Genomic DNA, 20,699 nt, shown 5'->3' on the forward strand with positions numbered 1-20,699 from the left:
TGAAGGGCAAAGTGCGGGAGCCTAGCACATCGCCCCCGCGACATCGGCCCCGCGCCGCCCTGCCGTCCCCCTGTCCCGCGCTACATCCGGTACCGCAGCCCGACGAACATGCTGCGCGGCGCCCCAGGGGCGATGAAGCGCGACGTCGCCGCATCCTGCGGCGCCACGTGCGGCTGCACCAGCCGTCCATCCGGCAGGATGTTCTCGGCCAGCTGACCGTAGCTGGCATAGCGGCGGTCGAAGAGATTGTCGATGCGCGCATACAGCTCGAGCTGCTTGCTGACCCGATAGCTGGCGCGCAGATTGACGGTGGCATAGCCGGCGGTATCCCAGCGCCGCGCATCCGGCGCCCTGCCCGGCCGCGGGTCGCTGGCCAGGCCGTCCTCGTTGCCGCTGATCACGCTGGACGACACCGCCAGCACGTCGGCGCCCACCGCGAACGACGGCGTCACGCGCCAGTCGGCGCCGAACTTCAGCGTATGCCGTGGCAATCCGGCCAGCCGCATGCCGGGCCGGACGTCGATGGTGCGCTCGCCGGCCAGGATGCGGCCATGGGCCTGGTAGGTGGCCTGCAGATAGCTGTAGCCGAGCCGCAGCGTGACCGCGTCGAGGCGCCAGTTGGCCAGCAGGTCCAGGCCCTGGTGGCGGGTGCGATCGAAGTTCGAGAAATACCCCTGCTGGCTGTTCGGTGCGCGCAGGAACAGGATGTCGTCGCGATTGTCGGTGCGGTAGGCCGCGCCCGACAGCTCGAAGTCGCGCGACGGCCGCCAGCGCGCGCCGACCTCGTAGGTGCGGGACACCACCTGCTTCAGATACGGGTCGGCCTGCAGGCCGGCGGGCAAGCGGCATGGCTGGGCGGGGTCGGCGCAGCCCAGCTCGATCACGGTCGGCACGCGATTGCTCTGCGCGGCGTTGGCGAACAGCGTCAGCCCCGCCCCGACCTGCTGGGTCACGCCGATGGCGGGATTGAGCTTGCTGTAGGTGAAGCGCTCCGTCGGCTTGTCGCTGCCGTCGCTGTCGATCAGCGTGCTGGTGACCTTCAGCCGATTCCAGCGTGCCGACAGGTTCAGATGGGTGCTCGGCGTCAGCGCCCACAGGTCGGCCAGATAAAGCCCGATCGCGCGCGACTTGCCATGGGCGCCAGAGAACAGCTCGACGTCGGACCCCGGCGCGGCGGTCACGCCCCGGTCGGCACTGAGCAGCGCCTCCTGCTCGTACTGCGCGTAACGCACGCGGTTTGCGTCGAACGTCATTCCCATGTTGATGCGGTGCGCGCCCAGCTCCCTGGCCAGGCTCAGCGCAATGCCTTCCCCTCGCTGGCGGGTGTGGGTGGTGTTCAGCACGGCCGGATGCAACGCGGCGCCCTGCTCTCGTGTCAGGCCGCAGTCGTCGTCGACCGGCGAGCCGTCGGGATGGAAACCATCCTCGCAGGCCTCCGCGTACTCGGCATAGTCCTCGCTGACGTCGCCGTTGACGGTATCGCGCCGGCTGTGGCGGACATAGGCCATCGCGGAGATGCGGGTCTTGTCGTCGAGCCAGTGGCTGCCGTTGAGCATGACTTGCGTGACGCGGTTGCGGGTCTGGTCCGGATAGGTGAACACCGCGCGCCGGTTGGCCGCGTACAGGTCGGGCACCGCTGCGTCGCCATCGAGCCGATAGTCCGGTACCAGACCGTTGCCGACCAGCCTGCTGCTGCCGTGCAGCAGCGACACGTCCCACTCGGTCGACCCGCTGCTGCGGCCCGCCTTCAGGAACAGGTTGCCGAGCCGCCCATCGGAATGGTCGCGCCAGCCGTTCTCCTTGAACAGCGTGCCGGCGATGAAGCCGTGCCAGCCGTCCTCGCTGCGCGCGCCGAAGGACAGATCGGCCCGCTTGCGGGCGCCGCTGCCGTAGGACAGGTCGGCGCCGAAGCCCTGCGAGGTGAGGCCGGATTTGGTGGTCAGCGCGAGCGCGCCGCCGAGCGTGTTCAGGCCGTAGGCGGGGTTTGAGCCCGACACCAGCGCGACATTGTCGAGCGCGGCTTCGGGAATCATGTCCCAGTTCACCACGTCGCCGAACGGTTCGTTGACGCGAACGCCGTCCAGATAGACAGACAGGCCCTGCGGCACGCCGAGGATCGACGAAGCGCGAAAGCCGCGATAGGTCACGTCGGCCTGGAACGGGCTGCCCTGGATCTCGTTGACGTTGACGCCGGGCAGATTGCGGCTCAGGTATTCGACCAGATTGCCCGCGCGCGGGCCCGTCACCGCCTCGCCGTCGGCGCTCTGCACCGAATAGGGCAAGGCATCGCGTTCCACGCCGATGCCGGGCAGCGGCGCGGCGGCGACGATGGTGACGGTCGGCAGCGAACTGTCCTGTTGTGACACAGTGCTGCCCTGTTGTGCAACAGCGGGGCCGGCGCCGAACAGCGCGATCGCGCAGGCCACGGCGATGGCGCTGGGCACGGGGGGCCCCGCGCGGCGCGGCGCGGCGGCCGCGCGCCGGCCGCCGGCGGCGGCACCGCTCCGGTTGGCTGACATCTTGCATCTCCTCCTGTTATCGAGCGGACCTCTGTCGGGCCGCACGATCCCGTCGAGCAGATTCCGTACCCCGAGGGCCGGGAAAAACTCCCGACCTGACGACAGGGCCGGGCTCGCCGTGCCGGGATCGCGCGCCACGCAACCACGCCACCAGAGCGCACGGGCCGCCTCGACGAACACGAGGAGACCCTAGCCATGCCCCTGTCCCGCCACCTGCTGCTTCGGGCCGCGCCGATCGCGCTGCTCAGCCTGATCGTCGCCACGCTGTTCGCGCTGGCCACCGCCGCGGGCGACATCCGCAGCGAACGGCGCGGCGCCGACGCGACGGCCAGGATGTTTCGCCATCTCGCCGGGCTGCAGGCAGATCCCGCCGAGGCCCACGACGGACATTTGCGGGCCCTGCGGGACATCGCGGCCTCCGGCGCGCTGCGCCATCTGCGGCTGACACTGCGGGACGATCGCGGCGTGGTCCTCGTCCCGCAGGCCGGGACCGCCGGCAGCGCAGCGCCCGCCGGGCCGGCCGCGTCGTGGACCATCCCCGCGGCCGAGGGCGCCGCCTACCGCGTGGCGCTGGACTGGAATCCGCGCAGCGAGGAAAGCGAGGCGCTGAACACCTTTGCCGGCCAGCTGGCCACGTTGATGCTGTACAGCGCGCTGCTGTTCGCCGGCATCGCCTGGTCGGCACGACGGGCGCTGGCCCCGCTGCGCGGGATGCTGGCGGCAATCCGCCGATACGAGCACGCCGAATACGATGCGGCGCTGCCCCCGACCCGGATCGCCGAGCTTGACGCCATCCGCCGGGCGTTGCAGCAGCTCGCCGCGGCGCTGGCGCAGGCGGAGGCTTCCCGTCGCGCGTTGAGCCTGCGGCTGCTCGATGCGCAGGAGCACGAGCGGGCGCGCATCGCGCGCGAACTGCACGACGAGCTTGGCCAGACGTTGACCGCGATGCGGGCCGACGCCGCCTACCTGTCGCGCCGGCTGGCGCATGACGCCGGGCTGCGCGGCGTGGCCGACGGGCTGTCGCAGCATGGCGCGCGCATCCAGCAGGATGTCCGCTCGCTGTTGCATCGGCTGCGGCCGCATGGCACGCAGCCGGGCAACGGGCCGGTGCCGCTGGCGCGGATGCTGCAGGACTTGCTGCAAGGGTGGCGCACGCAGCCGGACTCGCGCACGGACTTTCGCCTGGAGATAGAGCTTGGCGCGGTGGCGGTACCGCCGGCGCTGGCACTGGCGCTCTACCGCATGACGCAGGAGGCCCTGACCAACGCGGTACGGCACGCCGGCGCCGGAACGGTTCAGGCCCGCGTGGCCGCCAACGCCGCCGGCGATATCGTCTGGTGCGTCGAGGACGACGGCCGCGGCATCGCCGATCTCGGCGCCGCGCTCGAGGCCGGCTGCGGACTGGGCGGCATGCGGGAACGGGTGTGGGCCCATGGGGGCGAGCTGGAGCTGGGCGCCTCGCGGCCCGGCGAAACGCGGCCCGGGCTGAAGCTGCTTGCGCGTTTCCCTGGCGCGCTGGCGGCGCCGCCTGCCGCCGTCGCGACGATTTCGAAGGGTGCGGCCGTTGCGGCGGTGCATGCGCCAGACATCACGACCCGCGCCGGCGCCCCCGGCCACGGCTGCCTGCCGGAGCTGGCCTGATGATGCCGCTGCGCGTCGTACTCGCCGACGACCATGCCGTCGTGCGGACCGGCTACCGCCGCCTGCTGGAGCTGGACGAGCGCCTGCAGGTCGTCGGGGAGTTCGCCGACGGCGATGCCGCCTATCTCTGGCTCAGCCGCCACCCTGCCGACGTGCTGGTGCTGGACCTGTCGATGCCGGGCCGCGGCGGGCTCGAAGTGCTGCGCTGCCTGAAGGCGCGCGTGCCCGCCCTGCGCGTGCTGGTCTTCAGCATGCATGACAGCCCCGCCATCGTCGCGCAGGCGCTGCGCGCGGGAGCGGACGGCTATCTGACCAAGAGCAGCGCACCAGACCTGCTGGTCGACGCGGTGCATCGCGTCGCGGCCGGCGAGCAGCCGCTGTCGGACGATATCGCCGGCCTCGCCGGCGAGGGAGACCCGAAGGCGCTGCCGCACATGCGCCTGTCGCCGCGCGAGTTCGATCTGTTCCGCCTGCTGGTGCGCGGTATCGCGCTCGAGGACATCGCCGCGCAGCTCTACCTGAGCACCAAGACAATCGCCAATTACCAGACGCTGATCCGCAAGAAGCTGGGACTGGCCAACGTCGTCGAGATGTACCGCTATGCGCGCGAGCACGGCCTTGACTGAAGGCAGAACCGCAGACCGCGGGACCGTTGGCCATGGCCCCTTGATCGCGGACCGTTGATCGCCGGCCGCAGTGCGATTGCTCCATTTCGGGACACCGGGGACAGGGCCGCGATTAGCGACGCAACAGTGCGGGCGCGCATCACGGGCGAACCATGCCGAAAAACGGCGGCCGGCAAATGGCACGCTCCTTGCGCTGAGGGAAGTGGACTGGCCGGACACCCGGTCGCCAAGACAGCAGCGCAACCGCAAGACAAACGCAAGACAAACGCAAGACAGACGATTCGTCAGGAGACACCACCATGAACCATGCGGAACTGAAATTCCTCGATATCGAATTCCCGTACAAGGCGTCCTACGACAACTTCATCGGCGGCAAGTGGGTGCCGCCGCAATCCGGACAGTATTTCGACAATCTGTCGCCCGTCACCGGCCAGGCGTTCTGCAAGATCGCCCGCTCCAATGCCGACGATATCGAGCTGGCGCTGGACGCCGCGCATGCGGCCAAGGCGGCCTGGGCGCGCACCTCGCCGGCCGAGCGCGCCAACGTGCTGAACCGCATTGCCGATCGCATGGAGGCCAACCTGAAGCGCCTCGCCGTCGCCGAGACGATCGACAACGGCAAGCCGCTGCGCGAGACCATGGCCGCCGACTTGCCGCTGGCGATCGATCATTTCCGCTATTTCGCCGGCGCGGTGCGCGCGCAGGAGGGCGGCATCTCGGAGATCGACCACGACACCATCGCCTACCACTTCCATGAGCCGCTGGGCGTGGTCGGCCAGATCATCCCGTGGAATTTCCCGCTGCTGATGGCGACGTGGAAGCTGGCGCCCGCGCTTGCCGCCGGCAACTGCGTCGTGCTCAAGCCCGCCGAGCAGACCCCGGCCTCGATCATGGTGCTGCTGGAGATCATCGGCGACCTGTTGCCGCCGGGCGTGCTCAACGTCGTCAATGGTTTCGGCCTCGAAGCCGGCAAGCCGCTGGCCTCGAACAAGCGCATCGCCAAGATCGCCTTCACCGGCGAGACCACCACCGGCCGGCTGATCATGCAATACGCCAGCCAGAACCTGATTCCGGTCACGCTGGAGCTCGGCGGCAAGAGCCCGAACATCTTCTTCGCCGACGTGCTCGACAAGGACGACGCCTTCTTCGACAAGGCGCTGGAAGGCTTCGCGATGTTCGCGCTGAACCAGGGCGAGGTCTGTACCTGCCCGTCGCGCGCGCTGATCCAGGAATCGGTCTACGACCGCTTCATGGAGCGGGCCATCAAGCGCGTCGAGGCGATCAAACAAGGCCATCCGCTGGACCGCAGCACGATGATCGGCGCGCAGGCCTCGCAGGAACAGCTCGAGAAGATCCTGTCGTACATCGACCTGGGCAAGCAGGAAGGCGCGCAGCTGCTGACCGGCGGCGAACGCGCGCAACTGGGCAATGGCCTGGAGAACGGCTACTACATCAAGCCGACCGTCTTCCGCGGCCACAACAAGATGCGCATCTTCCAGGAGGAGATCTTCGGGCCGGTGGTATCGGTGACCACCTTCAAGACCGAGGAAGAGGCGCTCGAGATCGCCAACGACACGCTGTATGGCCTCGGCGCCGGCGTGTGGACGCGCGACGGCACGCGGGCCTACCGCTTCGGCCGCGCGATCCAGGCGGGCCGCGTGTGGACCAACTGCTATCACGCCTACCCGGCCCACGCGGCGTTCGGCGGCTACAAGCAATCGGGCATCGGACGCGAGAACCACAAGATGATGCTGGACCACTACCAGCAGACCAAGAACCTGCTGGTCAGCTACAGCCCGAACGCGCTCGGCTTCTTCTGACCGACGGGCCTGGCAACGGCCGTCGCCCTCGCCAGGCCGGATCCTGGCGTCCTGTGCCGCCGCAAGCGGCAGGGACGCCGGGCTCCCGGCCTTCGCGCGGACGACGGCATCTTCGCGGATTCCGACCATGCATACCCCCCTGCCCCCACGCGTGATCGCCACCGACGCCGCGCTCGCGCTGATCGCGCAGCTGACCGGTGACCACGGCCCCATCCTGTTCCACCAGTCCGGTGGCTGCTGCGACGGCAGCGCGCCGATGTGTTTTCCGCGCGGCGAGTTCCTGGTCGGCGGCAGCGACATCAAGCTCGGCGAGATCGGTGGCGCACCGTTCTACATGAGCGAGTCTCAGTTCGAGTACTGGCGGCACACGCAGCTGATCATCGACGTGGTGCCCGGCAATGGCGGCATGTTCTCGATCGAACGCGCCACCGGCATGCGCTTCCTGACCCGTTCGCGGCTGTTCACCGACGAGGAGGCCGACCGGCTCGCCGCGGTGCCGCTGCAACGGGCAACCGTCGATTATCCCGACCTCGCCGCGTGATGGCGCCCGCGCCGATCCTTCCGATGCCAGGGCGCCGCGCGCTGACGATCGCGCTTGGCGCGCTGGCCGCGCGCGCGGCGCTTCCGGCCATGGCGGCCACAACCGTCACGCCCGGCGCGGGCGCCAATCCGGCCGCCGGCTACCCCGCGCACCCGCTGACGATGATCGTGCCTTGGCCCGCGGGCGGCGCCACCGATCTGTCGATGCGGGTATTGGCCGAACTGGTCGGGCACGAGCTCGGCCAGCCGGTGGTGGTCGAGAACCGCGCCGGCGCCGGCGGTGCCCTGGTCGGCGCGCTGCTTGCCGCGGCAAAGCCGGATGGCTACACCATCGGCCAGTTGCCGGTGACCGTCTATCGGCTGCCGCACCAGCAGAAGACGACATGGCAGCCGCTGCGCGATATCCAGCCGGTGGTGATGATCTCCGGCTATACCTTCGGCGTGGTGGTGCCGGCCGACAGCCCGTTCCGCAGCTTCGGCGACCTGGTCGCCTGGGGACAGGCCCATCCCGGCGCGCTGACGGTGGGCTCCTCCGGCATCGGCACCACGCCGCATCTGGCGATCGAGGACGTGCTCGGCCGCAACCGCGTCCGCTATCTGCATGTGCCCTACCGCGGCATCGCCGACCAGATGCTGGCGGTCGCCGGCGGTGCGTTGATGGCGGGCGTCAGCGCGACCGGCTTCGCGCCCTATGTCGACAGCGGGCGCCTGCGGCTGCTGGCCCTGTTCAGCGAACACCGCTCGCCCCGCTGGCCCGACGTGCCGACCATGAAGGAGCTCGGCTATCCCGACGCGGTCCACAACTCGCCCTATGGCATCGGCGTGCCGCGCGGCACCGACCCGCGCGTCGTGCGCCGGCTGCACGACGCCTTCGCCCGCGCCATGCGCCATCCCCGGCATCTGGCCGAACTGGCCAGGTACGACCAGGAACTGACGTATCTCGATACCGAGCGGTACGAGGCCTATCTGCGCGGCGTGTGGGCGCGCGAGCGCGAGTTCGCGCAACGGCTGGGCCTGGCCGCCGGCAAGGAGCCATCGTGATGAGCCCCACCCTGGCGGCGGCGATGCGGGCGGATGCCGAATCGAGCGAAGCAACTGGCGATACCGCCCCGGCGCTGCGCTGCGACGGGCTGGTCAAGCGCTTCGGCAGGCAGGCGGCGCTCGATGGCGTATCGCTGTCGGTGCGCCCCGGCGAGTTCGTTGCGTTGCTGGGGCCAAACGGCGCCGGCAAGACCACGCTGTTCCAGATCCTGACTGGGTTGTTCGTCGCGGATGCCGGCCGGGCCGAGGTGATGGGCGCCGACATGCGGGAGCATCCGGTCCGCGCGCTGGCCCGGCTCGGCATGGTCTTCCAGCAGCCGGCGATCGACCTGGACCTGTCGGTGCGCGACAACCTGCTGTTCCATGCCGACCTGCATGGCCTTGCCCGGCGGCAGTCCTTGCCGCGCATCGCCGCCTTGCTCGCGCACTTCGGGCTTGCCGAGCGCGAACGCGCGCCGGTGCGCGCGCTGTCGGGCGGCAACCGCCGCAAGGTCGAACTGGCCCGCGCGCTGCTGCACGAGCCGGCGCTGCTGCTGATGGACGAGGCGACGGTCGGACTCGATCCGGCCTCGCGCGCGCGGATCGTCGACGAGGCCCGCCGCCTTGCCGCCGAACAATCCACCGCGGTGCTGTGGGCCACGCACCTGGTCCAGGAGATCGCCGCCTGCGACCGTGTCGTCGTGCTGCACCGGGGCACGGTCCGCTTCGACGGCACGCCGGCGATGCTGTGCGCCGCCACCACGCAGCACGACCTCGAACGGGCCTTCCTGGCCCTCACCGCCTCGGAGGCATCGCCATGAGCCACCTGCCACCGGTGCCGCGTATCCGCTGGGTCGTCGGTGCCACCCTGGTCGCGACCGCCGTGCTGGTGCTGGCCGGGTGGTCCGAGACAGCATACCCCGCTGGCGGCGGCCAGGTCATCGTTTCCAGCGAGAAGGACGGCAGCCTGACGTTCTACGACGCGGCCAGCCGGCAGGTGTCCGCCGTGCTGCCGCAGTGCCGCCGGCCGCGCCATCTGCAGTTGTCGCCCGACCGCACGCGGCTCTATGTCGCCTGCAGCGACGACGATCGCGTCGATGTGGTCGACGTCCGCACGCGCAAGACGCTGGCCGCGCTGCGCGTCGGCGACGACCCGGAAATGTTCGACCTGAGCCCGGACGGCAGGACGCTCTATGTCTCCAACGAGGAAGAGTCCCTGCTGACCGCGGTCGACACCGCGACCGGGCAGAAGCGCTTCTCGGTGGCCGTCGGCGATGAACCGGAGGGCGTCAAGGTCAGCGCCGACGGCAAGCGTGTCTACGTGGCCTCCGAAGTGGCCAATCTCGTCCATGTGATCGACGTGGACAGCCGCAAGATCGTTCGCCATATCCCCGTCGGCAACCGGCCGCGCCGCTTCGCGCTGTCGCCCGACGGCAAGGAGCTGTGGGTCAGCAACGAGCTCGCCGCCAGCGTGTCGATCATCCGCACCGACACGCTGCAGGTCGCGCACGTGCTGACCTTCGCGCCGAAGGGGTTTCGTGCCGACGACGTGACGCCGGTAGGGCTGGCCCTGTCGCGCGACGGCAGGCGCGCCTATGTCGCCCTCGGGCGGGCCAACCACGTGGCGGTGGTCGATGTCGCCGCGCGGCGCGTGCTCGACTACGTGCTGGTTGGCCGGCGCGCGTGGGGGGTGGCGCTGACGCGCGGCGATGCGCTGCTGTACGTGACCAACGGCATGTCCGACGACGTCAGCGTGGTCGCCACCGCGCGTGCCAAGGCGGTGGCGACGCTGAAGGCCGGGCGCGTACCGCATTCGGTGGCGATCGATGACTAGGCTCGCGTTGCTGCGTCCGCTCGCCGTGTGCGTGTTGCTGGCCGGCATATCGACGGCTACCGCTGCGGCAACCGGCGCGGCGCGCGCTGGCGCGGCCGAGCTGCGCATCGGCGTCGTCAGCCTGGCCGACGATCCGCGCTACGAGTCCAGACGGCTGGAGCAGCGCTATCCCGGCCACCCCGAGGGCAGGCCATTCGACGGCATGCGCGTGGCCGCGGCCGAATCCCGCCTTGCGCTCGAGGCCGCGGGGCTGTCGCTGAAGCTCGATGCCGCCGAAGCGCGCGACGCCGAGGGGGCGGCACAGACGGCCGCCATGCTGGCGCGCCAGGGCATCCGCTACATCGTGCTCGATCTCCCCGCCGACGCCGTGCGCGCGGCGACCCGCGCGGTAAAGCCCGGCGAGGCCTTGCTGCTGAACGTCTCGTCCGACGACGACGCGCTGCGCGGGCAAGCCTGCGCGCCGCACCTGCTGCACACACTGCCGAGCCGGCGCATGCAGGCCGACGCGCTGATGCAGGCGCTGGCCGCGCGCAAATGGCGCAAGGCGCTGCTGCTGACGGGCCCCGCGCCGGAGGATCGCGCGTGGCAGGCGCTCTATCTGCAGGCGGCCCGGCGCTTCGGGATCGCCTGGGCCGCGCAGCGGGACTTCCGTCTGTCGAACGATCCGCGTGAACGGGAGCTGGCCAACGTCCGGCTGCTGACGGGCGGCCCGGATCACGACGTCGTGGTGGTCGCCGATGCCGACGGCGAGTTCGCGCGCACGCTGCCGTACGCCACGCAACTGCCGCGCCCGGTGGCGGGCGCCAACGGCCTGACCGCGATGGCGTGGCACCGGGCCTGGGAGCGCCACGGCGGCCCGCAATTGAACCGGCGCTTCCTCAAGGCCGCCGGCAGGCCGATGAGCGGGCACGACTGGGCCGGCTGGGTCGCGGTCAAGGCTGTGGTCGAAGCGGCCACGCGCGCGCCGAAGGCGCCGTTTGCCGAGCAGGCCCGGAGCCTGGTCTCCGGCGATGTCGTCATCGATGGCTTCAAGGGCCCGCGCCTGAGTTTCCGGCCCTGGGACGGGCAGCTGCGCCAGCCGGTGTTTCTTGCGCATCCCGACGGCGTGGCGGCGGTCGCCCCGCTCGACGGCTTCCTGCATCCCAGGAACAACCTCGACACGCTGGGCGCGGACGCGCCCGAGACCGCGTGCCGCCGCTGACAGCCTGCCGCCATGATGACCTCCATCTCTCTCCTGCTCCATCGCTGGCGCGCGCTGCGCGCCGTCGCGGGCCGCGAGCTGCGCAAGTTCCTGCGCCAGCCCGGCCGCCTGATCTCGTCGCTGGTGCGGCCGCTGCTGTGGTTCCTGGTATTCGGCGCGGGCTTCCAGAACGTGTTCGGCGTCGCCATCATTCCGCCCTACGACACCTATGTCGAATACAAGGTTTATCTGACCCCCGGCCTGCTGGCGATGATCGCGCTGTTCAACGGCATGCAGTCCTCGCTGGCGATGGTCTACGACCGCGAAATGGGCGTGATGCGGCTGCTGCTGACGGCGCCGCTGCCGCGGCCCTGGTTGCTGGCGTGCAAGCTCGCGGCCGGTGCGCTGCTGTCGCTGCTGCAGATGGCGGCGTTCCTGCTGGTCGCCGTGCTGTTCGATGTGCCGATCGCGTATGCCGCGCTGCCGATGCTGTTCGCGGCGATGACGCTGGCCGCGCTGATGCTCGGCGCGCTCGGCCTCGCGCTGTCGGTGCATGTGCGGCAGCTGGAGAACTTCGCCGGCATGATGAACTTCGTGATCTTCCCGATGTTCTTCATCAGCACCGCGCTGTATCCGCTGTGGAAGCTCGAGGAATCCGGGGCCGAGCCGATCCACCAGCTGGCGCGGATCAACCCCTTCACGCATGCGGTCGAGGCGATCCGCTTCGCGCTGTACGGGCAGGCGGCCTGGGGCAGCGTCGCGGTGGTGGCGGCCTGCGCCTGCCTGTTCTTCGGCGTGGCGCTGCTCGGCTACGACCCGCAGCGCGGCATGGCAAGGCCGCTGGGAAAACGGGCGTGAGGCCGCCTGTCGTGCCGCGCCGTCATGGCAGGCAAAACCGTGCGTGGCTCGGGACGCTGCTGGCCCTGGCGTCGGCGCTGGCGCATGCGGCCGCCGATGCCGACCCGTTCGCCTCGACGCAATGGCCCACGCTGCGCGGCGAGATGCTCGGCAACGCGCCCGCGGTGTTCGACGCGCGCGTGAAGGTCGTCGGTCCCGCCTTCGCCGAAGACGCGCTGAACGTGCCGATCGCCTTCGACGCCTCGGCGCTGGGCGAAGTGGACCGGATCGTGGTCGGGGTCGACCGCAATCCGATCCGCAAGGTGCTGGCGTTCACGCCGGGCAAGCTCAAGCCGGCGCTGTCGTTCCGCTTCAAGCTGGAACAAGGCTCCCCGGTACGGGTCGCGGCCCGCACCCGCGATGGCGTCTGGCATGTCGGCGGCCTGCTGGTCGACGCCGCCGGCGGCGGCTGCACGGTGCCGGGCGTGACGCGCAAGGACGGCTCGTGGAGCGTGACGCTGAACCGGGTCGAGGCCCGGCGCTTTGCCGCGCTCGATGGCGGCGGCGGCCGGATCCGGGTCCGCGTGATGCATCCGATGGACACCGGCCTGGTGGCGGGCATTCCCGCCTTCCATATCGAGCAGCTGGCGCTCGTCGACGGCCGTCGCGAGCCGCTCGGCACGCTCGAGCTGCACGAGCCCGTGTCGGAGAACCCGATCTTCTCCTTCGACCTGCGCGAGCCGGCGCCGCAGCCGCTGGCGGTGACCGGCCGCGACAACAACGGCAACCGTATCGACGCGCGGGTGCTGCCATGAGGCGCCTGTTGGCCGCGCTCGCCGTGCCGATTCTCCAGCTGTTTGCCTTGCCGTTCTCCCTGTCGATCGCCCTGTCGATGGCCCTGCTGCTTCCCGCATCGGCATTCGGCGACGACCCCGCAGCAGGGGCGCTGCGGCCGCCCGACTACCGCCTCGCGCCGCGCGATATCGGCGACGGCATCTGGCTGTTTGAAGGGGCGAATGCCGACTTCGCCGTCGGCAACGGCTGCAACATCATCAATACGGCCTTCATCGATACCGGCGACGGCGTGGTCGTCGTCAATACGGGGCCGTCGCGGCGCTACGGTGAGCAGCAGCGCGCGGCGATCGCCAGGGTGACCAAGGCCCCGGTCCGCCTGGTGCTGAACCTGAACCTGCATCCCGACTACTTCTTCGGCAACCAGGCCTATGCCGACGCCAGTCCGGCCGCGCTGGCCGGTACCGTCGCCGGCGCGGCGCGCGAGGCCGGCGCGTATGCCGACAACCTGTATCGGCTCTGCGGCGACTGGATGGCGGGCACCGAACCGGCGCCGCCCGTCACGACCATCGAGCCGGGACCGCGCACGATCGGACGCCATCGATTCGAGCTGCTGCGCCTGCAGGGCCATACCGGCGACGATCTGGTGCTGATCGACCATACCGCGCGCGTGATGTTCGCCGGCGGCCTGGCCTTCCGCTCGCGCATCCCGACCACGCCGCACGCCGACATTCCCCGCTGGCTCGCCAGCCTCGACGTGCTGGAACGCCGGATGCGCGAGGACGGATTGCGCCTGCTGGTGCCAAGCCATGGCCCTGCGCTCGACGGCGCCGATGCGATCGCGCAGACGCGCGACTACCTGCGCTGGCTCGACGCCCGGCTGCGCCAGGCGGCCCGCGAAGGCCGCGATCTCGCCGAGGTCATCGCGATGCCGGTGCCGGCGCCGTACTCGGGCTGGGCCGCGATGCCGGCCGAATACCTGCGCAACGTCACGCACCTGTACCCGGCCTATGAACGGGAGGCGCTGGTGCCATGAACCGTGCCGCTGGTACCCGCGAGGGATGCTCCATTCCGCGACAGCGTTGTTGCGCGGTGGCGCGGTACGGCCCGGTATGGCGCATCCGCGCGCGCGATCGCGGCGAAAAGGGTTCGCAAGCAACGGGAATTTTTCACGGCCGGCGTGGCACGCGAATTGCGGATTGGCGCACCGGCGCGGCATCGCCGATCGGCCTGTGCCGCGCCTGTGGAAGAACCACCGGGAAATCCGCGACAGGGTTGATCGAAACCGATGATCGAAGCCGATGATCGACAAAAAGAGAGAGGAGCAAACGATGAGCAAGTTGAAGGTGCTGGTGCTGGCCGCCGCGTGCGTGACCAGCTTCGCCGCGCGGGCCGCCGTGACGGACGCGATGATCGAGAACGACGCGAAGAGTCCCGGTGATGTGCTGTCGTGGGGGATCGGGCCGGAGGGCCAGCGCTTCTCGCCGCTGGCCAGGATCAATACGAAGAACGTCGCCCGCCTGGTGCCGGCGTGGTCGTTCTCGTTCGGCGGGGAGAAGCAGCGCGGCCAGGAATCGCAGCCGCTGATCCATAACGGCAAGATGTTCGTCACCGCTTCGTACTCGCGGATCTTCGCGCTGGATGTCAAGACCGGCGCGAAGCTGTGGAAGTACGAGCATCGCCTGCCGGAAGGCATCATGCCGTGCTGCGACGTGGTGAACCGCGGCGCCGCGCTGTACGACAAGCTCGTCATCTTCGGCACGCTGGACGCGCAGCTGGTCGCACTCGACCAGGACACCGGCAAGGTCGTGTGGAAGGACAAGATCGACGATTACGCGGCCGGCTATTCGTACACGGCGGCGCCGATGATCGTCAAGGGACTGGTGCTGACCGGCGTATCGGGGGGCGAGTTCGGCGTGGTCGGCCGCGTCGAGGCGCGCGATGCCAGGACCGGCCGCCTGGTGTGGATCCGCCCGACCGTCGAAGGGCATATGGGCTATCGCTTCGACGCCGAGGGCAACAAGATCGAGAACGGCATCACCGGTAACCTGAACGCCAGCTGGCCGGGCGAAACCTGGAAGACCGGCGGCGCGGCGACCTGGCTCGGCGGCACCTACGATCCCAAGACCGGGCTGGCCTACTTCGGCACGGGCAATCCGGGGCCGTGGAACAGCCATCTGCGCAAGGGCGACAACCTCTACTCGTCGTCGACGGTGGCCATCGATCCTGCCACCGGCAAGATCGTCTGGCATTACCAGAACACGCCGAACGACGGCTGGGATTTCGACGGCGTCAACGAGTTCGTGACCTTCGACCTCGACGGCAAGCGCGTCGGCGGCAAGGCCGACCGCAACGGCTTCTTCTACGTCAACGATGCACGCAACGGCAAGGTGCTGAACGCCTTTCCGTTCGTCCGCAAGGTGACCTGGGCCAGGGACATCGACCTGAAGACCGGCCGGCCCAACTTCGTCGCGGAAAGCCGTCCTGGCGACCCCGCCGACCAGAAGAAGGGACAGTCGGTGTTCGCCGCGCCGGGCTTCCTCGGCGGCAAGAACCAGCAGCCGATGGCGTTCAGCCCGCAGACGGGCCTGTTCTATGTGCCGGCCAACGAATGGGGCATGGACATCTGGAACGAGCCGATCACCTACAAGAAGGGCGCGGCCTTCCTCGGCGCCGGCTTCACCATCAAGCCGCTGAACGAGGACTATATCGGCGCGTTGCGCGCCGTCGATCCGAAGACCGGCAAGATCGTCTGGGAGGTCAAGAACAACGCGCCGCTGTGGGGCGGCGTGATGACGACCGGCGGCGGCCTGGTGTTCTGGGGCACGCCCGAGGGCTACCTGAAGGCGGCGGACGCGAGGACCGGCAAGGAGCTGTGGCAATTCCAGACCGGCAGCGGCGTGGTGGCGCCGCCGGTCACCTGGGAAGAAAACGGCGAGCAGTTCATCGCCGTGGTGTCGGGCTGGGGCGGCGCCGTGCCGCTGTGGGGCGGCGACGTGGCCAAGCGCGTCAACTTCCTCGAGCAAGGCGGCTCGGTGTGGGTGTTCAAGCTCAGCAAGGTCTGAGCGCTTGCCGTACAGGCCGGCGCGCCAGCGTGCGCATCGACACGTGCGTTGATGCATGTGTTGGCGCATGTGTTGGCGCATGCGGGGACGGCGCCGACCGCATTCGAATGGGTGATTCATGCTGAAAGAACGGATTCGACGTATCGCGCCGCGCGGCGCGGCTGCCCTCGCCTTCGGCCTGGCTCTCGCCGCCTCGGCGCAGGCGGCCCCGGACATCAGGGCGCTGGCCGACAAGAACGGCTGCTTTTCCTGCCACGGCATGCAGGGCAAGCTGGTCGGCCCCGGCTTCGCCGAGGTCGCGGCCAGGTACAAGGGTGACAGCGAGGCCACCGGCAAGCTGGCCCGCAAGATCCAGGAGGGCGGCAAGGGGGTATGGGGGCGGATTCCGATGCCGCCGCACCCCTCGCTGAAGGACGAGGAGGCCAGGCAGCTGGCGGCGTGGGTGCTGGAGGCCGGTTGATCCGATCGGGGCCCCGCGTGAGCGAGGTCCCGCGTCATACGGAAAAAGGAGAGGCGCCGGTGCGCCTCTCCTTTCTTGATGTCATGCGCCGCGGTCCGCTACGCCTTGCTCAGTCGCAGCGAATTGGCGTCGGTACGGAACAGCAGCGGCGCCTCCCTGCCCCGCTGCACGCGCCCCTGGGACAGCACGGCGGCCAGCCGCCCCTGTGCCACGATCGCGCGCACGCGATCGTGATCGTCCGACCGCTCGCAGACCGGGTCCGTCGCGTCGGCATCGCCGGTCAGCTGCCATGCCTGGCAGCGGCAGCCGCCGGCATCGGCCTCCTTCTCGTCGCAGGATTGGCACGCGCCCTTCATCCACGCGGTGCCGCGATAGCGGTTGAACGCCTCGCTGTCGAACCAGATGTCGCGCAGCGGCATGTCGGCGACGTTCGGCAGCGAAAGTCCCGGCAGCATGCGCGCCGCGTGGCATGGCAGCGCCGTGCCGTCCGGCGCGACGCCCAGGAACGTCGTGCCCCAGCCGTTCATGCATTTCTTCGGGCGCGTCTCGAAATAGTCCGGGACGACGAACAGGATGCGGCAACGAGAACCGATACGCCGCCGATAGCGCTCGACCACCGCCTCGGCTTCGCGCAGCTGCGCGGCATCGGGCATCAGCGCGAGGCGGTTGCGCCAGGCCCAGCCGTAGTACTGGGTGTTGGCCAGTTCCAGGTATTCGGCGCCCATCTCCAGCGCCATCTCGATGATGGCGCCCACATGCGGCAGGTTGTGCCGGTGCAGCACGCAGTTCATCACCATCGGATAGCCGTGCGCCTTGATCATGCGCGCCACGCGCTGCTTCAGCTCGAAGGTGCGCGTGCTCGACAGGAAGTCGTTGAGCTCGCGCGTCGAATCCTGGAACGACAGCTGGATATGATCGAGTCCCGCCTCGCGCAGCGCGCCAAGGCGTTCATCGGTCAGCCCGACACCGGAGGTGATCAGGTTGATGTAGAAGCCGAGCCGGCGGGCATCCGCGACGATCGCTTCGAGGTCCTTGCGCATCAGCGGCTCGCCGCCCGACAGTCCCAGCTGCACCGCGCCCAGGGCTCTCGCCTGCGCCAGCACGTCGAGCCATTGCGCGGTGCCCAGCTCCGCGCCGTGCCGGGCATAGTCGACCGGATTCGAGCAGAACGCGCAGTGCAGCGGGCAGCGATAGGTCAGCTCGGCCAGCAGCCACAGAGGCGGGCCGGGGCGCACGCCGGCCTCAGGCGAGCCAGCCGCGTTCGAAGGCATGTTTGACAAAGGCATGGACCTCGGCGGCGATTCCTTCGATGTGATAGGCGCCCTGCAGTTCGTCGATCAGCATGTCGAGCGTGCGCGAGCCGTCGCAGCGGCGCAGGATCGCCGCGGCGCTTTCGTTCAGCGTGACCATGCCCTCGGGATACAGCAGCACCCACGCCTGCTGCGCCTCCTCCCATTGCAGGCGGAGCGTGCGGTGCAGGGTCGGCATGCAGGTGCCTGTGGATGGCGCGGTCATGGATAGGCCTTCTCGATGGCATCGAGCATCGACCACAGCACGTCGAGCTTGAACTGTAGGATCTCGAGCGCGCGCCGCTGTTCGGCCGGCGTGCGGAAATGTTCGAGGGTCACGCGCAGGCCATGGTCGACGTCGCGCTGGGCGAGCGGAATGCGCGTGCGGAAGTAATGCAGCCCGTCCCGCTCGATCCAGGGGTAGTGCTCGGGCCAGCCGGCCAGCCGCTGGCGGTGGATCTCCGGCGCGAACATCTCCGTCAGCGACGAGCACACCGCCTCCTGCCACGGGGCGCTGCGCGCGAAATTGACGTAGGCGTCGACGGCGAAGCGCACGCCGGGCACGACGAGTTCGTGCGACCACAACGCCTGGCGCGGCAGGCCGACCGCCTCGCCCAACCGGACCCAGGCCTCGATGCCGCCGGGCTCGCTGTCGGTGCCGTCGTGGTCGAGGATGCGCTGGACCCAGAGCCGGCGGGTCTCGCGGTCCGGGCAATTGGCCAGGATGGCGGCGTCCTTCTGCGGGATGCGTACCTGGTAGTAGAAGCGGTTGGCGACCCAGCCGCGGATCTGCTCGGGGGTGCACTGTCCCGCCGCCATGCGGCGATGGAATGGATGGTGAATGTGGTAGCCCGACTGCTTCGCGCGCAGTTGCGATTCGAACTCGGCCGGGCTCCAGGCGGTGGCCTGCGTCATAGCGCGATCTCCATGCCGTCCCAGGCGACCTCGATGCCGCGCGCGTCCAGATGGCGGCGCTGCGGCGATCGCTCGTCGAGAATCGGATTGGTGTTGTTGATGTGGATCAGGATCTTGCGCGATGCCGGCAACGCGTCCAGCAGCTCGATCATGCCGCCGGCGCCGGACAGCGCCAGATGACCCATCTGCGCGGCGGTCCTGTTCGACAGGCCCAGCCGCAGCATCTCGTCGTCGACCCAGAAGGTGCCGTCGACCAGCACGATATCGGAGCCGCGCAGCTCCTCCATCAGGTCCGGCGTGATCCGCCCAAGTCCGGGCGCGTAGAAGGCGCGCCTGCCGGTGGCGGTATCGACGATGCGCAGGCCGATATTGTCGCCACGCCGCGGCGCGTGGCGGTTCGGCGAATACGGTGGCGCCTTGCTGTCGAGCGGCACGGCCGTGATGGTCGCCCGCTGCAGCGGCGCGATGTGCAGCGGCTCGCCGTCGAGCGGCAGCCGATGCCGATCGAGCCCGCAGTAGTGTGACAGCACGCGCGCCAGCGGCAAGGCGTCCGACAGATCGGCGAGCACCGGCTCGGTGGCATACAGCGGCAGGCGGCGCTGATGTTCCCGCAGCATCAGCAGCCCGGTCACATGATCGATCTGCGCGTCCATCAGCAGAACGGCCGCGATGCCGGTGTCGCGCCGCTCGCGCGCGGGCTGCAGGGCCGGCGTGGCCCGGATCTGCGCAAGGATGTCGGGGGACGCGTTAACCAGCAGCCAGTCCAGGCCGTTATCGGTCAGCGCGATCGAGGATTGGGTGCGCGGCACCGCGGACACCGCGCCGCGGCGGACGCCGTCGCAATTGGGGCAGTTGCAGTTCCACTGCGGAAAGCCCCCTCCCGCAGCCGATCCCAGAACCCTTAACGTCGTCATCGCAGTGTTGCGGCGCCGTGCGCCCGTTTTATTCTTTGACAGTCCCCGCCAGCGCGGGGACCGGCTTGCACGCTGACCGTCAGCGATTGGCGATATACATCGTGATCTCGAAGCCGAGGCGAAGATCGGTATAGGCGGGCGTGGTCCAGTTCATGAGGTCTCCTTCGATGTGGTTGCTTGGCACGGACTGTGATTGCCGAGTCGGAGCGGGCGGCGGCACCGTGCCCCGCCCTTCCGCATCGACTCCGAGGCAACATCCATGCCCGACACCGCACGACAGCAGCACGATTCCCACCGCATTGAAGACCGCGTGTTCTGGCTGCGCACAGCGGACATGCACCGCCTGCACGTCCGCCTCCACGGCCGGCCGGATGGCGATCCCTGGCTGGTATTGCATGGCGGCCCGGGCAGCGGCTGCTCCGTGTCGATGGCCGGCTGGTTCGATCCGGCGCGCCAGCTGGCGATCCTGCCCGATCAGCGCGGCGCGGGCCGCTCGCGCCCGGCCGGCACGCTCAGGCGCAACACCACCGGCGCGCTGCTCGCCGATATCGAACGACTTCGTACGACCCTGGGGATCGAGCGCTGGCATGTGGCCGCCGGCTCGTGGGGCGCGTCGCTGGCGCTGGCCTACGCGGGGCGCTGGCCGCAGCATGTGGCCGGGCTGGTGTTGCGCGGCACCTTCCTGACCGGGCGCGACGATATCCTGCGGCTGTTCGCCGCGCGTGCCCGCGGCATGTCGGTGCTGCCCCCCGGCGGCGCCGACTTTGCTGCGGCGCAAGCACGCCGCGGCTCCGCCGAAGCGCAACAACGTTGCGCCATCCGGCTGCTGCAGAATGGAACAGGTGTTCAACAACGGGACACCGCGCGGCGATGGCGCATGGTGGAACGCGCGCTGCTGGGCGAGCACGCCGCGCTGCGTCGACCGACCCATCCCGCCCGGGACGACGCCGCCCTGCGGCGCAAGTACCGGATCCAGGCGCACTACCTGCAGCGGCGCTGCGGCCTCGGCAAGCCGGCGCTGCTGCGCTGCGCCGCCGGCATCGCGCTGCATCGCATCCCCACGATCCTGCTGCACGGCGCGCGCGACCGCGTCTGCCGCCCCGGTAATGCGGCCCGGCTGCAGGCCGTCATGCCACACGCCATGCTGCGCGTGGTATCCGGGGGCGGGCATCTCGCCGCCGGACCCATGGCCGATGCCTTGCGAGCCGCGATCCGCGAGTTGTCGGCGTGACAGGCGGCCGCCGCGC

At 69.8% G+C, this 20,699-nt stretch carries 20 protein-coding genes; 14 read left to right on the plus strand and 6 right to left on the minus strand.

What is annotated here, in order from left to right:
- Positions 1-80: 80 nt before the first annotated feature.
- Positions 81-2,519 carry a TonB-dependent receptor gene (locus tag K7G19_RS05835; protein WP_226106384.1) on the minus strand — a complete coding sequence of 813 codons (2,439 nt, stop codon included), beginning with the start codon at positions 2,517-2,519 and terminating at the stop codon, positions 81-83.
- Positions 2,520-2,714: 195 nt separating this feature from the next.
- Here K7G19_RS05835 and K7G19_RS05840 point away from each other — a divergent pair, with 195 nt between their 5' ends.
- The 13 genes from K7G19_RS05840 to K7G19_RS05900 all read left to right on the plus strand — a co-directional run bounded on the left by K7G19_RS05840 (position 2,715) and on the right by K7G19_RS05900 (position 16,334).
- Positions 2,715-4,160 carry a histidine kinase gene (locus K7G19_RS05840; protein WP_226106386.1) on the plus strand — a complete coding sequence of 482 codons (1,446 nt, stop codon included), beginning with the start codon at positions 2,715-2,717 and terminating at the stop codon, positions 4,158-4,160.
- The gene (locus K7G19_RS05845; protein ID WP_226106388.1) at positions 4,160-4,786 is read left to right on the plus strand and encodes a response regulator transcription factor; all 627 of its coding nucleotides are present in this window, start codon (positions 4,160-4,162) and stop codon (positions 4,784-4,786) included. Before K7G19_RS05840 ends, K7G19_RS05845 begins: the two co-directional genes overlap by 1 nt.
- 299 nt (positions 4,787-5,085) lie before the next feature.
- Entirely contained in the window at positions 5,086-6,606 is a 1,521-nt protein-coding gene (adh, locus tag K7G19_RS05850) for an aldehyde dehydrogenase (protein ID WP_226106390.1), read from the plus strand.
- A 127-nt stretch (positions 6,607-6,733) separates the two neighbouring features.
- Positions 6,734-7,147: a DUF779 domain-containing protein gene (locus K7G19_RS05855; RefSeq protein ID WP_226106392.1), complete on the plus strand. Its 414-nt coding sequence runs from the start codon at positions 6,734-6,736 to the stop codon at positions 7,145-7,147.
- 89 nt (positions 7,148-7,236) lie between these two features.
- Complete coding sequence (locus K7G19_RS05860) at positions 7,237-8,187, plus strand: tripartite tricarboxylate transporter substrate binding protein (RefSeq protein ID WP_223819739.1); 951 nt, start codon at positions 7,237-7,239, stop codon at positions 8,185-8,187.
- A gap of 23 nt (positions 8,188-8,210) precedes the next feature.
- Positions 8,211-8,987 (plus strand): ABC transporter ATP-binding protein, encoded by a 777-nt coding sequence (locus K7G19_RS05865; protein ID WP_226107026.1) that lies wholly within the window; start codon positions 8,211-8,213, stop codon positions 8,985-8,987.
- On the plus strand, positions 8,984-10,000 hold the full coding sequence (locus K7G19_RS05870; protein ID WP_226106394.1) for a PQQ-dependent catabolism-associated beta-propeller protein: 1,017 nt from the start codon (positions 8,984-8,986) through the stop codon (positions 9,998-10,000). Before K7G19_RS05865 ends, K7G19_RS05870 begins: the two co-directional genes overlap by 4 nt.
- A complete protein-coding gene (locus K7G19_RS05875; protein ID WP_226106396.1) occupies positions 9,993-11,201 on the plus strand; it encodes an ABC transporter substrate-binding protein in 1,209 nt (402 codons plus the stop codon). Before K7G19_RS05870 ends, K7G19_RS05875 begins: the two co-directional genes overlap by 8 nt.
- Before the next feature lie 15 nt (positions 11,202-11,216).
- Positions 11,217-12,038 carry an ABC transporter permease gene (locus K7G19_RS05880; RefSeq protein ID WP_370639515.1) on the plus strand — a complete coding sequence of 274 codons (822 nt, stop codon included), beginning with the start codon at positions 11,217-11,219 and terminating at the stop codon, positions 12,036-12,038.
- 11 nt (positions 12,039-12,049) lie between these two features.
- Entirely contained in the window at positions 12,050-12,832 is a 783-nt protein-coding gene (locus tag K7G19_RS05885; protein WP_370639516.1) for a quinoprotein dehydrogenase-associated SoxYZ-like carrier, read from the plus strand.
- A gap of 77 nt (positions 12,833-12,909) precedes the next feature.
- Positions 12,910-13,845 carry a quinoprotein relay system zinc metallohydrolase 1 gene (locus K7G19_RS05890; RefSeq protein ID WP_226107030.1) on the plus strand — a complete coding sequence of 312 codons (936 nt, stop codon included), beginning with the start codon at positions 12,910-12,912 and terminating at the stop codon, positions 13,843-13,845.
- Positions 13,846-14,140: 295 nt separating this feature from the next.
- Positions 14,141-15,874, plus strand: coding sequence for a PQQ-dependent methanol/ethanol family dehydrogenase (locus tag K7G19_RS05895; protein ID WP_226106398.1), 1,734 nt, complete (start codon positions 14,141-14,143; stop codon positions 15,872-15,874).
- A gap of 118 nt (positions 15,875-15,992) precedes the next feature.
- Positions 15,993-16,334, plus strand: a complete 342-nt coding sequence (locus K7G19_RS05900) for a c-type cytochrome (protein ID WP_226106399.1) — start codon at positions 15,993-15,995, stop codon at positions 16,332-16,334.
- 98 nt (positions 16,335-16,432) lie between these two features.
- Here K7G19_RS05900 and pqqE read toward each other — a convergent pair whose 3' ends face one another.
- The 5 genes from pqqE to pqqA all read right to left on the minus strand — a co-directional run bounded on the left by pqqE (position 16,433) and on the right by pqqA (position 19,606).
- Positions 16,433-17,605, minus strand: coding sequence for a pyrroloquinoline quinone biosynthesis protein PqqE (pqqE, locus tag K7G19_RS05905; protein ID WP_226106400.1), 1,173 nt, complete (start codon positions 17,603-17,605; stop codon positions 16,433-16,435).
- The gene (gene pqqD / locus K7G19_RS05910) at positions 17,577-17,822 is read right to left on the minus strand and encodes a pyrroloquinoline quinone biosynthesis peptide chaperone PqqD (protein WP_190286398.1); all 246 of its coding nucleotides are present in this window, start codon (positions 17,820-17,822) and stop codon (positions 17,577-17,579) included. The genes pqqE and pqqD overlap by 29 nt, the downstream gene beginning before the upstream one ends.
- 23 nt (positions 17,823-17,845) lie before the next feature.
- Positions 17,846-18,538 carry a pyrroloquinoline-quinone synthase PqqC gene (pqqC, locus tag K7G19_RS05915; protein WP_226106401.1) on the minus strand — a complete coding sequence of 231 codons (693 nt, stop codon included), beginning with the start codon at positions 18,536-18,538 and terminating at the stop codon, positions 17,846-17,848.
- Complete coding sequence (gene pqqB, locus K7G19_RS05920; protein WP_226106402.1) at positions 18,535-19,452, minus strand: pyrroloquinoline quinone biosynthesis protein PqqB; 918 nt, start codon at positions 19,450-19,452, stop codon at positions 18,535-18,537. The genes pqqC and pqqB overlap by 4 nt, the downstream gene beginning before the upstream one ends.
- A gap of 79 nt (positions 19,453-19,531) precedes the next feature.
- Positions 19,532-19,606, minus strand: coding sequence for a pyrroloquinoline quinone precursor peptide PqqA (gene pqqA / locus K7G19_RS05925; RefSeq protein WP_006578070.1), 75 nt, complete (start codon positions 19,604-19,606; stop codon positions 19,532-19,534).
- 105 nt (positions 19,607-19,711) lie between these two features.
- Here pqqA and K7G19_RS05930 point away from each other — a divergent pair, with 105 nt between their 5' ends.
- On the plus strand, positions 19,712-20,683 hold the full coding sequence (locus K7G19_RS05930) for an alpha/beta fold hydrolase (RefSeq protein WP_226106403.1): 972 nt from the start codon (positions 19,712-19,714) through the stop codon (positions 20,681-20,683).
- Positions 20,684-20,699 lie beyond the last annotated feature (16 nt).

Origin of the sequence: Cupriavidus sp. DB3 (genome assembly GCF_020418465.1) — a bacterium.
In the GTDB taxonomy this organism is placed as follows: domain Bacteria; phylum Pseudomonadota; class Gammaproteobacteria; order Burkholderiales; family Burkholderiaceae; genus Cupriavidus; species Cupriavidus cauae.